The sequence below is a fragment of the Azospirillum sp. TSH20 genome, assembly GCF_003115935.1.
In the GTDB taxonomy this organism is placed as follows: domain Bacteria; phylum Pseudomonadota; class Alphaproteobacteria; order Azospirillales; family Azospirillaceae; genus Azospirillum.
In genome coordinates this window covers 86,808-98,950 of the sequence record NZ_LGQU01000002.1, presented here as the reverse complement: position 1 = coordinate 98,950, position 12,143 = coordinate 86,808, and the positions used below count along the sequence as shown (strand labels likewise).

Annotated in this window: 12 protein-coding genes; all 12 read right to left on the bottom strand. The window is 68.1% G+C overall.

Annotation, left to right across the window (positions count from 1 at the left end):
* Positions 1 to 165 precede the first annotated feature (165 nt).
* Positions 166 to 1,008 (bottom strand): MoxR family ATPase, encoded by an 843-nt coding sequence (locus TSH20_RS01335; RefSeq protein ID WP_109073032.1) that lies wholly within the window; start codon positions 1,006 to 1,008, stop codon positions 166 to 168.
* Positions 1,009 to 1,035: 27 nt separating this feature from the next.
* Positions 1,036 to 1,368 (bottom strand): DHCW motif cupin fold protein, encoded by a 333-nt coding sequence (locus TSH20_RS01330; protein ID WP_109073031.1) that lies wholly within the window; start codon positions 1,366 to 1,368, stop codon positions 1,036 to 1,038.
* A 75-nt stretch (positions 1,369 to 1,443) separates the two neighbouring features.
* Positions 1,444 to 4,128, bottom strand: a complete 2,685-nt coding sequence (gene alaS / locus TSH20_RS01325) for an alanine--tRNA ligase (protein WP_109073030.1) — start codon at positions 4,126 to 4,128, stop codon at positions 1,444 to 1,446.
* Between the two features lie 130 nt (positions 4,129 to 4,258).
* On the bottom strand, positions 4,259 to 5,050 hold the full coding sequence (gene tatC, locus TSH20_RS01320; RefSeq protein ID WP_109073029.1) for a twin-arginine translocase subunit TatC: 792 nt from the start codon (positions 5,048 to 5,050) through the stop codon (positions 4,259 to 4,261).
* A gap of 15 nt (positions 5,051 to 5,065) precedes the next feature.
* Positions 5,066 to 5,596, bottom strand: coding sequence for a Sec-independent protein translocase protein TatB (tatB, locus tag TSH20_RS01315; RefSeq protein WP_109073028.1), 531 nt, complete (start codon positions 5,594 to 5,596; stop codon positions 5,066 to 5,068).
* Positions 5,597 to 5,671: 75 nt separating this feature from the next.
* Complete coding sequence (locus TSH20_RS01310) at positions 5,672 to 5,911, bottom strand: twin-arginine translocase TatA/TatE family subunit (protein ID WP_042704372.1); 240 nt, start codon at positions 5,909 to 5,911, stop codon at positions 5,672 to 5,674.
* 159 nt (positions 5,912 to 6,070) lie between these two features.
* Positions 6,071 to 6,688: an SMC-Scp complex subunit ScpB gene (gene scpB, locus TSH20_RS01305; protein WP_109073027.1), complete on the bottom strand. Its 618-nt coding sequence runs from the start codon at positions 6,686 to 6,688 to the stop codon at positions 6,071 to 6,073.
* Positions 6,681 to 7,511: a ScpA family protein gene (locus tag TSH20_RS01300; protein ID WP_109073026.1), complete on the bottom strand. Its 831-nt coding sequence runs from the start codon at positions 7,509 to 7,511 to the stop codon at positions 6,681 to 6,683. The genes scpB and TSH20_RS01300 overlap by 8 nt, the downstream gene beginning before the upstream one ends.
* A 10-nt stretch (positions 7,512 to 7,521) precedes the next feature.
* Complete coding sequence (locus TSH20_RS01295; RefSeq protein WP_109073025.1) at positions 7,522 to 8,199, bottom strand: site-2 protease family protein; 678 nt, start codon at positions 8,197 to 8,199, stop codon at positions 7,522 to 7,524.
* A 16-nt stretch (positions 8,200 to 8,215) separates the two neighbouring features.
* Positions 8,216 to 9,268 carry a beta-N-acetylhexosaminidase gene (nagZ, locus tag TSH20_RS01290; protein WP_247871732.1) on the bottom strand — a complete coding sequence of 351 codons (1,053 nt, stop codon included), beginning with the start codon at positions 9,266 to 9,268 and terminating at the stop codon, positions 8,216 to 8,218.
* 19 nt (positions 9,269 to 9,287) lie between these two features.
* Complete coding sequence (locus tag TSH20_RS36075) at positions 9,288 to 10,352, bottom strand: SPOR domain-containing protein (protein ID WP_109073023.1); 1,065 nt, start codon at positions 10,350 to 10,352, stop codon at positions 9,288 to 9,290.
* Positions 10,349 to 12,109 carry an arginine--tRNA ligase gene (argS, locus tag TSH20_RS01280; RefSeq protein ID WP_109073022.1) on the bottom strand — a complete coding sequence of 587 codons (1,761 nt, stop codon included), beginning with the start codon at positions 12,107 to 12,109 and terminating at the stop codon, positions 10,349 to 10,351. The genes TSH20_RS36075 and argS overlap by 4 nt, the downstream gene beginning before the upstream one ends.
* Positions 12,110 to 12,143: the final 34 nt, after the last annotated feature.

Genomic DNA, 12,143 nt, shown 5'->3' with positions numbered 1-12,143 from the left:
CCCCGCTCTCAGCGGACCTGCGGTCCGCCTGCCGCGTCAGCACAAAGCGAAGCTTTGTGCGAGAGCTGGGCGGGGGAGGGACTGCCGCTGAACGCCGACAAGGGTCCAATCCCCTCCCCCGCCCAGCGGGGGAGGGTTAGGGTGGGGGAAAGTGCTGCCCGCCCCTCACCGCCCCCGCTTGGCCAGAAACGCCAGCCGTTCCAGCGTGTGGACGTCCTGCTCGTTCTTCAGCAGCGCGCCGCACAGCGGCGGGATCAGCGTACGGGCATCCTTGGCGCGCAGGGTCTCGGGATCGACGTCCTCGACCATCAGCAACTTGATCCAGTCCAACAGCTCGGAGGTCGAGGGCTTCTTCTTCAGCCCCGGAACCTCGCGCAGGTCGTAGAACAGGTTCAGCGCCTCGCGCAGCAGCGCGGATTTCAGGCCGGGGTAATGGACCTCGACGATGCGCTCCATCGTCTCGCGCTCGGGAAAGCGGATGTAGTGGAAGAAGCAGCGGCGCAGGAAGGCGTCCGGCAGTTCCTTCTCGTTGTTCGACGTGATGATGACGATGGGGCGCTTGCCCGCCTTGATCGTCTGGCGGGTTTCGTAAACGTGGAACTCCATACGGTCGAGTTCCAGCAGCAGGTCGTTGGGGAACTCGATGTCGGCCTTGTCGATCTCGTCGATCAGCAGGACCGGAGACTCCGGCGCCTCGAAGGCCTCCCACAGCTTGCCGCGGACGATGTAGTTGGCGATGTCGTGGACCTTCGCCTCGCCCAACTGGCTGTCGCGCAGGCGGCTGACCGCATCGTATTCATACAGGCCCTGCTGCGCCTTGGTGGTCGACTTCACATGCCAGGACAGCAGCGGCTTGTTCAGAGCGCGGGCGATTTCAACCGCCAGCACGGTCTTGCCGGTGCCGGGTTCCCCCTTCACCAGAAGCGGCCGTTCCAGCGTGATCGCGGCGTTGACGGCCACCATCAGGTCGTCGGTGGCGACATAGCGGTCGGTGCCGGTGAAGCGCATAGGCCTGTTCCCTCAAGCGACGATGTTTCAGTCCACGATAAACAGGGTGGCGCCGATTTCGGTCGAGGACCGATGCGGGTGATCGCCGAAATCGGACACCTGATAGCTCATGCCGTCGGTTAGGACGAAACGACGGCCGTCCTTCAACTCGGTCATCAGCTCACCGCTGACCACGAACAGCACATGGCCGCGGTCGCACCAATGATCGGCCAGATAGCCCGGCGTGTATTCGACCATCCGCACCCGCAGTTCCCCGGCCTGGAAGCTGCGCCACAACGCCTTGCCGGTTTCGCCCGGATGCTCGGTGACCGGGACGGCGGCCCAGTCGGTCACGGTGAAGGGAAGAGTCGGGAGTTCCATCGCCGGACCTCGGCAAAAACGGCATGAACATAAAAACGGCCCCCGGAGCGAACCGGGGGCCGGGTTTCATCGGGATCAGGAGGCCTTCTTGGCCGCGATCGCCTTTTCGATGGCCTCGATCGCCGCCGGTGCCAGTGAGGCATCGGGGCCACCGGCCTGGGCCATGTCCGGCCGGCCGCCGCCACCCTTGCCGCCCAGCGCCTCGGCGCCGACGCGGACCAGATCGACGGCGCTCAAGGCGCCGGTCAGGTCGTCGGTCACGCCGATGACGATGGAGGCCTTGCCCTCATTCGACGCGATCAGCACCACGACGCCGGACCCGACCTGCTTCTTCAGCTCGTCCGCCATCGGCTTCAGGTCCTTGGCCGGCAGGCCTTCGACCACGCGCGCGGCGAATTTCACGCCGGCGACGTCCTTGGCCTCGCTGCCGCCCTCGGCCTTGGCACCGCCACCCCCCATCGCTCCACTAAGGGCAACCTGACGGCGCAGCTCGGCCAGCTCGCGCTCCATCTTGCGGCGCTCATCGACCAGGACCGCCACGCGGGCGGGAACCTCGTCGGGCTTGACCTTCAGGACGCTCGCCGCCTCGGTCAGCAGATGGTCGCGTTCGGACAGCCACGCCTTGGCGCCGGTGCCGGTCAGCGCCTCGATGCGGCGGACACCGGCGGCGACGGCGCCTTCGGAGACGATCTTGAAGACACCGATGTCGCCGGTGCGGCGGACATGGGTGCCGCCGCACAGCTCGATCGAGTAATCGCGGTCCATCTCGCCATGCGGGCCGCCCATGGAGACGACGCGGACCTCGTCGCCGTACTTCTCACCGAACAGGGCCATGGCGCCCTGGGCGCGGGCCTCGTCCGGGGACATCAGGCGGGTGATGACCTCGCTGTTGGCGAGGACGCGGCGGTTCACCTCGTCCTCGATGGCGGCGATGTCGGCGGCGGACAGGCCGGTCGGCTGGCTGATGTCGAAGCGCAGACGCTCCGGCGCCACCAGCGAGCCCTTCTGGGTGACATGGTCGCCCAGGCGATGGCGCAGCGCCTCGTGCAGCAGGTGGGTGGCGGAGTGGTTGGCGCGGATGGCGGCGCGGCGCTCGGTGTCCACGCGCAGCTCGACCACGTCGCCGACCTTGAGCGTGCCCTTGGTCACCGTCCCGACATGGGCCCACACGGCGCCCAGCTTCTTCAGCGTGTCGGACACCGCGACCTCGGCCCCACCGGCGGAGAAGATCACGCCGGCATCGCCGACCTGACCGCCCGATTCACCGTAGAAGGGCGTCTGGTTGACGACGACCAGCACCTGATCGCCGATGGCGGCGGCCTCGACGCGGGCGTCGCCCTTGACGATGGCCGTCACCTTGCCCTCGGCCACTTCGGTGTCGTAACCGAAGAACTCGGTGGCGCCCAACTCGTCCTTGATCTCGTACCACAGCTTCTCGGTGCCGACCTCGCCCGAGCCGGCCCAGGATTCGCGGGCCTTGCGGCGCTGCTCGTCCATCGCCGCCTTGAAGCCGGCCTCGTCGACGCCGCGGCCCTGGCCGCGCAGCACGTCCTGGGTCAGGTCGAGCGGGAAGCCGTAGGTGTCGTACAGCTTGAAGGCGACGTCGCCGGCCAGCGGCTGGCCTTCGCCCAGATGGCCGACCTCGTCCTCCAGCAGGCGCAGGCCGCGCTCCAGCGTCTGCTTGAAGCGGGTTTCCTCCAGCTTCAGCGTCTCGACGATCAGGGCGCGGGCGCGGTTCAGCTCCGGATAGGCATCGCCCATCTGCTGGATCAGCGCCGGGACCAGACGGTGCATCAGCGGCTCGCGCGCGCCGATCATGTGGGCGTGGCGCATGGCGCGGCGCATGATGCGGCGCAGCACATAGCCGCGGCCCTCGTTCGACGGCAGCACGCCATCGGCGATCAGGAAGGAGGTGGAGCGCAGATGGTCGGCGATGACGCGGTGCGACACGGCATGCGCGCCGTCCGGCGAGGTCTTGGTCGCCTCGGCCGACGCCATGATCAGCGCCCGCATCAGGTCGATGTCGTAGTTGTCGTGCTTGCCCTGCAGGACAGCGGCCAGACGCTCCAGCCCCATGCCGGTGTCGATCGACGGCTTGGGCAGCGGCACCAGATTGTCCGGACCCAGCTGTTCATACTGCATGAACACGAGGTTCCAGATCTCGATGAAGCGGTCGCCATCCTCATCCGGGCTGCCCGGCGGGCCGCCGGCGATCGACGGGCCGTGATCGAAGAAAATCTCGGAGCACGGGCCGCAGGGGCCGGTGTCGCCCATGCGCCAGAAATTGTCGTCGGTCGGGATGCGGATGATGCGGTCGTCCGACAGGCCGGCGACCTTGCGCCAGATCGCCGCGGCATCCTCGTCGGAGGTGTGGACCGTCACCAGCAGCTTGTCGGCCGGCAGACCATATTCCTTGGTGATCAGGTTCCAGGCGAACGCGATGGCGTCGTCCTTGAAATAATCGCCGAAGGAGAAGTTCCCCAGCATCTCGAAGAAGGTGTGGTGCCGCGCGGTATAGCCGACATTGTCCAGGTCGTTGTGCTTGCCGCCGGCGCGCACGCATTTCTGCGAGGTGACGGCGCGCTTGTACGGCCGCGTCTCGGCACCGGTGAAGACGTTCTTGAACTGGACCATGCCGGCGTTGGTGAACATCAGCGTCGGGTCGTTGCGCGGCACGAGCGGCGACGAATCGACTTTCTGATGGCCCTGCTTGGCGAAGAAATCCAGGAACGTGCGACGGATGTCGTTGGCGGTCTGCATACGGTCAAGGCTCCGGGTGCGCGGCTGCGGCCTTCCATTGGCCGAACCGTGCTTTTAGCGCGAGAATGGCGGCATGTCCACGACGGACGGATTATTACCCTGCGTCACGGCAGACAAAAAGCCTGTCTGACTATTGAGCTTCCGTCTCGGCCCGCGCCTTTTCGATCCGGCGGCCGATGATGATCGCGATTTCGTAGAGCGCGATCAGCGGCAACGCCAGACTGACCTGGCTGATGACGTCCGGCGGGGTCAGCACCGCGGCGGCAATGAAGGCGCCGACGATGGCATAGCGCCGCTTCGACGCCAGCGCATCGGTGCTGATGATGCCGACGCGGACCAGCAGGGTCAGCAGGACCGGCAACTGGAAGGCGATGCCGAAGGCGAAGATCAGCGACATCACCAGATGCAGGTATTCGCCGACGCGCGCCTCGAACTCGATGGGCAGGGCGTTGCCGTCGCCGCCGGGATGGAACTCGAATCCCAGGAAGAAGCGCCAGGCCATCGGGAAGATGAAGTAATAGACGATGCCGGCGCCGGTCAGGAACATCACCGGGGTCGCCACCAGGAAGGGCAGGAAGGCCTTGCGCTCGTGCTTGTACAGCCCCGGCGCAACGAACATCCAGATCTGGCTGGCGATGATCGGGAAGGAGATGAAGCAGCCGGCCCAGAACGCCACCTTCACATAGGTGAAGAAGGCTTCGGTCAGGCCGGTGTAGATCATCCGCCGCCCCTGCCCCGCCAGCAGGTCGGCCAGCGGCTGCACCAGGAAGTTATAGATCTTGTCCGACACCGCATAACACAGCAGGAAGGCGATCAGGATCGCACCGATCGACCACATCAGCCGGTTCCGCAGCTCGATCAGGTGATCGATCAGCGGCATCTTGCTGTCTTCGAGTTCGTCCTGCTGCGTTTCGCCGGTCATGGCCCGTCTTTATCTTCAGGTCTGCTTGTCGGTCGGCTGGGCGGAGGCCACGGCATCCGGCCGCGGGGCCGGAGCGGGCTGCGGCGCGGGGGCCGGAACCGGTTGCGGCGGTTCGGTGGTGCTAGGCGTAACGGTGATCGGAGAGGGGGCGGCCGACGGCGCCACGCTGTCGGTGACCGCCGGAGCGGAGGGCGGCGGCGCCTGGGGCAGGTCCGGCTCCGGGGTACTGCCCTGATGGCCGTTCAGCCCGACATCGAAGCTCTTGGGATCGAAGGCCTTGCCCATCTCCCCCTTCGGGTCGATGGTGTCTTCCATCATCTTCTTGATGTTCAGATCGCGGGTCTTCAGCGCTTCCTTGCGAAGCTCGTCCAACTCGGTTTCCCGCATCATGTCGTCGATGTGGGTCTGGAATTCGCGCGCGACGCCTCTGGCCTTACGCACCCATTTGCCGAGCGTGAAGATCGCCTTCGGCAGATCCTTGGGTCCGATGACCACAAGGGCGATCACGGCGATCACCATCAGTTCGGACCAAGCGATGTCGAACATGTTCTTCCGGCTTCACGAATGCGGTGGGCAGGGTCGGCGCGCGGCGTTCCGAAAGGGCGCCCGCGCGCCCGCCGGTCAGCTGCGGACCGCCTCGTCCTTCTTGGCCGCGGTTTCGGCCGTGTTGGCCGGCTGGTTCGGGATGGTCTTGGCGTTGCTGCCCGGGGCTGCATCGTCGCTGTCGTCCTGCAGGCCAGCCTTGAAGGACTTCACGCCCTTGGCGAGGTCGCCCATCACCTTCGGCAGCTTGCCGGCGCCGAACAGCAGAAGAACGATCAGAAGAACGATGATCCAGTGCCAGATGCTGAAAGAACCCATGGCGCGCCTATCACGTTTGAACGGCCTTAGCGGCGGGGCGGCACTATGGCAGAAAGGCCGTAGGGCCGCAACGTTCGCCCCACCATCCTTAAACGGTTGTCATTGAGCTTTCACGGGAATTCGCGCGAGCGCCCCTAAAAACGCGGTCCCGCGCGGAAGTCACGCATCGTCGTCGGTCCCCAACGCGCTGTCGTCGCCGGTGGTCCCCAGTCCAAGCAGCACCGGGCGACTGTCCAGCAGGCCGGCGGCGCGCAGATCATCGACGCTGGGCAGGTCGCGCAGGCTTTCCAGCCCGAAATGATCGAGGAAATGGTCGGTGGTGATCCAGGTCAACGGCCGGCCCGGCGTCTCCCGCCGCTTGCCCGGCCGGATCCAGCCATGTTCCATCAGCAGGTCCAGCGTGCCCTTGCTGGTGGCGACGCCGCGGATCGATTCGATCTCGGCCCTGGTCACCGGCTGGTGATAGGCGATGATCGCCAGCGTTTCGATGGCGGCGCGCGAGAGCTTGCGCGACACCTCCTCCTCGCGCCGCAGTTCGGGTGCCAGATCGACCGCGGTGCGGAAGGCCCAGCCGCCGCCGGTGCGCACCAGATTGACGCCGCGCGGGGCGTAATGGGCACGCAGTTCCTCCAGCAGCGGGCCGATCTCCGTCCCGATCCGTCCGGCCAGCGTCTCCTCGTCCAGCGGCTCGGCCGAGGCGAACAGCAGCGCCTCCAGCAGGCGCAGCCTGCCGATGTGGGCCTCCGCCTCGTGGGCGTCGGTGACTTCCTTAATCATGGGACTGTGCTTCTTCCGAATTGTCGCCGCCCTGGGAATCGCCGGAGCGCCCGCGGACATAAAGCGGGGCGAAGGCGCCCTCCTGGCGCAGTTCCACCCGGCCGGCCTTCGCCAGTTCCAGAGTCGCCGCGAAATGGGCGGCCAGGGCGGAGCGGGTCAGCAGCCCGCCGCCCTCCCCGCCCGGCAGGAAGCTCGCCAGCGTCGCCCAGTCCGGCATGCGGCCCAGCAGCGACGACAGGCGCTGCACCGCCTCCTCCATCGAATAGAGGCGGACCGGGGCGATGTGCAGGACCGAGGAGTCCTTGCGGGCGCGCTGCTGGCCATAGGCGCGCAGCAGGTCGAACAGCGTGACCTCGTAAACCGACTTGCGCTGCAGGTCCAAGTCCTCCGGCGCGCCGCGCGGGTGAACGTCGATGCCCAGGCGCGAACGGGCGAACAGCTTTTCGGCCACGCCCTTCATCGCCTCCAGCCGCTGGAGCTGGAAGGCAAGCGCCGCCGCCATATCCTCGCCGGACGGCTCCTCCCCCTCCGGTTCGGGCAGCAGCAGGCGCGACTTCAGATAGGCCAGCCACGCCGCCATCACCAGATAGTCGGCAGCCAGCTCCAGCCGCACCTTCCGCGCCTCCGCCACGAAGGCGAGATATTGGTCGGCCAGTTCCAGGATGGAGATGCGCGTCAGGTCGACCTTCTGGTCACGCCCCAACGCCAGCAGCATGTCGAGCGGTCCTTCGAAGCCGTCCAGCACCAGCAAAAGCTGCTCGGACGGCGACGCCTCCGCGGCAGCGGGGGCGTCGCCCAGACGCTCGGCCACCAGATCAGCCATATGATCGCTTTCAGTCGTTGCCGGTCAGGATGCGGATGAAGTCGATCACCGCGTCCACGGGCGGACCCAGCACCCAATGCATGACGCTGAGGTCCATGCCGATCTGCCGCCCCAGCATCGGCAGCAGGAAGAAGGCCGCCATCAGGATCAGCAGCCCGAAGCGCTCCAGCTTCGCCAGCGGAACCGCCAGAAAATCCGGCAGGATGCCGACCGCGACCCGTCCGCCGTCCAGCGGCGGCAGCGGGATCAGGTTGAACACCATCAGGATGACGTTGACGAGCACCGAAACCTCGGCGGCGGAGCGGATCCACAGTTCGATATAGCTATTTTCCGGATTGACCAGCCGCCAGAGCACCGCCGACGCCACCGCCAGCAGGAAGTTGGTCCCCGGACCGGCCAGCGCCACCCAGACCATGTCGCGGCGCGGATGGTCCAGCCGGGCGAAATTGACCGGCACCGGCTTGGCCCAGCCGAAGACGAAACCGGTGGTGAAATACATCAGCGCCGGCAGCAGCACCGTCCCGAACGGGTCGATGTGGCGGATCGGGTTGAAGGTGACGCGCCCCAGCCGATAGGCGGTGTCGTCGCCCAGCCTCCAGGCGACGAAGCCGTGCGCCGCCTCGTGCATGGTGATGGCGAGGATGGCCGGCAGGGCCACGGCCGTCACCTGGAAGATCCATTCCTCCATCGTCCGCTCCCGTCCGTCAGGCTTGGGCCGTGCCGAGAAGCTCGGCCAGCCGGGTCGTCAATGCCGCGATGTCCGCCGGTTCCGGCGCGTGGCGCATCGCCTCCGCCCGCGCCCAGCGCTCGGCCGCCGCGCCGCTCAGCACCGGAACGGCGTCGACCAGAGACCGCATCTCGGCCAAGTCGCCGTTGCAGTGGAGCACGACATCCATGCCGGCCGCCAGCACCGCTTCCGCCCGTGCCCTCGGGTCGCCCTGCAGCGCGTTCATCGACAGATCGTCGCTGAACAGCAGCCCGCCGAAGCCGATGGACGGCCCCCGCACCACCTCGCGCACCACGATGGCGGAGGTGCTGGCCGGGGCGGTCGGGTCGATGGCCTTCAACACCACATGGGCCACCATCGCCAGCGGCAGGTCGGCCAGCGCGCGGAAGGGGGCGAAGTCGGTGGCTTCCAGCGTCGCGCGATCGGCCTCCACCACCGGCAGCTCGGCATGGCTGTCGGCGAAGGCGCGTCCGTGGCCGGGGATATGCTTGACCACCGGCAGCACGCCACCGGCCAGCAGCCCGTCGGCGGTGGCGCGGGCCAGCGCGATCACCAGGGCGGGGTCGCGCGAGAAGGCGCGGTCGCCGATGATGTCGTGCGCACCCTCCACCGGAACGTCGCAGACCGGCGCGCAATCGACCGTGATGCCGACCTCCGTCAGCATGTGGGCGAGCAGCCGGCCGTTGATCCAAGCGGCCTCTTGGGCGGCCTCGCGTCCGGCGGCGTCGCGTGCGGCGAGCGCGCCGAACACGCCCATCGGCGGGTGGGCCGGCCAATGCGGCGGGCGCATGCGCGCGACCCGGCCGCCCTCCTGGTCGATCAGCACCGGGGCGTCGGGCCGGCCGACACTGGCGCGCAGATCGTCCACCAGCCGGCGCATCTGGTCGCGGCTGTCGCAGTTGCGGCGGAACAGGATGAAGCCGAGCGGATCGGCGTCGTGGAAGAAGGCGGCCTCATCGGGCGTCACCTCCAGCCCGGCGCAGCCGAAGACGACCGCGCGCGGACGGGCAACCGGGGTGGCGGGGTCCACTAGGTTACGACCCACCGAATCAGGGACGGACAACCACACACCCCACATTCTGTGCGCGCAGCTGGGCGCAGACGGACTTGGCCCGTGCCTCGTCGGCACCGGCGCCCTGCACCCGGTAGAAAACGCCCTTCGGCCCGAGATCGACCTTGGCGACATGCATCGACAGTCCGCCCAGCGCATCGGAATGGCGCCCGGCCAGACGGCGCCATTCGGCCGCGGCCTCGCCTTCGCTGCGCACCGACGCCAGCTGGACACGCCAGCCGCCACTGCCGCCGACGACAGCGGGCGTAGGGGCGGGCGTGGCGGCGGGTGCGGCCTTCGCGGGCTGAGGCGCCGCCTTGGCCGGGGCGGCCGGCAGAGAGGCGGCCTCCAGCTTGGCGATCAGCTGTCCCATCGACGGAGCGGCATTCTGCTGGACCGACGGCGGAGCAGGCGGCTTCGCCGTGGAGGCCTGCTGCTGGACAACCGGCTTGGCCGGAGCGGGGGGCGGCTGCTGCGGCTTGGCGGCCACGCTGGGCGGCGCCTGGGTGGCTTGCGTCTGAACCGGCGGCGCGGCGGCCGGATCCGGGGCGGACAGGCCGGGTGCCGGCTCCGGGGCGGTCAGCGGGGCCGCCGCCGCGACCGCTGCGGCCACACTGTCGCGCGGCACGGTGGCGGTGGCGCCCGGCGGCAGCTGGGCCACCGACGGGACCGACGGCAGCGGCACGACGGCCGGCATCTGCGGCGTCACCACCGGGCGCGGCAGCGGCACCTCCGGCGGCGGCAGCAGCCGTTCCACCTGATTGCCGCGCCCGCCGTCATGGTCGCGCAGCCGCTCATAGGCCAGGATGTCCTGGTGCGGCACCTCCATACCGCCCGGCTGGTCGGGACGCGACTTGGGCGGGGTGGGGTCGGCGGCCAGCAGCGGCGGACCGTCGCCGGACAGCCGGTCATGCCCGCGAAGCCCGACGACCGCCGCACCGGCGAAGGCAACGACGCCGACCACCGCGAAGCCGAGCGCCAGCAGCCCGCGCTTGTTCGCGGACTGTCGGGGCGGCATCCCATAGGGATTGGCCGCGTAGTTGACGTCGCCGTCGTACCTCATGAACGCAGTTCCTCCACAGGTTCGACACCCATCACCTTGAGACCCGACGCGATGACCGTCGCCACTGCGGCGATCAGCGCCAGACGGGCCGTCGTCAGCTCCGCATCGCCCTCGATCAGGAAGCGCAGCGAGGCATCGTCGCGGCCCCGGTTCCACAGAGCGTGGAAGTCGCTGGCAAGATCGTAGAGGAAGAAGGCGATGCGGTGCGGCTCATGCGCCTCCGCCGCCGCCTCGACCACGCGCGGCCAGGTGGCCATGCGCTTGGCCAGCGCCATCTCCTCCTCGGCATCGAGCCGAGCGAGGTTCGCCGAAGCCGCTAGAGCCGCCGGCGTCTGGTCAAGCTGCGGCAGCGCCGTCGCGGCATGGCGCAGGACAGAGCGGCAGCGGGCGTGGGCGTACTGCACGTAGAAGACCGGGTTGTCCTTCGACTGCTCCGTCACCTTGGCGAAGTCGAAATCCAGCGTCTGGTCGTTGCGGCGGGTCAGCATGATGAAGCGGACCACGTCCTTGCCGACCTGATCGATGACGTCGCGCAGCGTCACGAAGGTGCCGGCGCGCTTGGACATCTTCACCGGCTGGCCGTTCTGCATCAGATGGACCAGCTGGCAAAGCTTCACGTCCAGCGAGGCCTTGCCCTCGGTCACCGCGGTGGTCGCCGACTGCATGCGCTTGACGTAGCCGCCGTGATCGGCGCCCCACACGTCGATCAGGCTGCCGAAGCCGCGCTTGTACTTGTCGAAGTGATAGGCGATATCGTTCGAGAAGTAGGTGAAGGAGCCGTCCGACTTCTTCAGCGGCCGGTCGACGTCGTCGCCGAAATCGGTGGACTTGAACAGGGTCTGCGGGCGCGGCTCCCAATCGTCGGGCTTCTTGCCCTTCGGCGGCTCCAGCACGCCGGTGTAGATCAGGCCGCGTTCCTCCAGCGCCGTCAGCGCCTTGTCGACGGCCCCGGCCGTCACCAGCGCGCGCTCGCTGCTGTAGACGTCCATGGTGACGCCGAGGACGCCGAGATCCTCCTTGATCCAGCCCATGATCATGCCGATGGCGAAGTCACGGCAGGCCGGCAGCCATTCGGACTCGTCGGTGCCGACCCAGCGGTTGCCGTCACGCTCGGCCAGGGCCTGACCGACCTCCTTCAGATACTCGCCGGGATAGAGGCCGGCCGGGATCTCGCCCACCTCCTCGCCCAGCGCCTCGCGGTAGCGGATGAAGGTGGACCGCCCCAGCACGTCGACCTGGGCGCCGGCATCGTTGATGTAATATTCCCGGCTCACGGCGTAGCCGGCCTTTTCCAGCAGCGAAGCCAGCGCGTCGCCGAACACGGCACCGCGGCCATGGGCGGCATGCAGCGGGCCTGTCGGGTTGGCCGACACATACTCCACATTGACCGGCGTCTTCCCACCCAGGTCGCTGTCGCCATAGGCGGTGCCGGCGGTCAGCACGTCGCGGATGCGGTCGCGCCAGACGTCCGGCGTCAGGCGCAGGTTGACGAAGCCCGGACCGGCAATCTCGACCGACGCCACGTCGGCGCGGCTCTTCAGCTTGGCGACCAGCAGCTCCGCCAGGGCACGCGGCGCCATCTTCGCCGGCTTTGCCAGGATCATGGCGGCGTTGGTGGACAGGTCGCCATGCGAGGCCTCGCGCGGCGGCTCGACCGTCAGACGGCTGCTGTCCAGCCCGGCGGGGATGGCACCCTCCGCGGCCAGTTCCTCCAGCAGCTTGCGAATATCGGTCTCGAAGGCCTTGAAAATATTCATCGTCTCAGGTCGTCTTTTCAGGAGGTCACAGGAG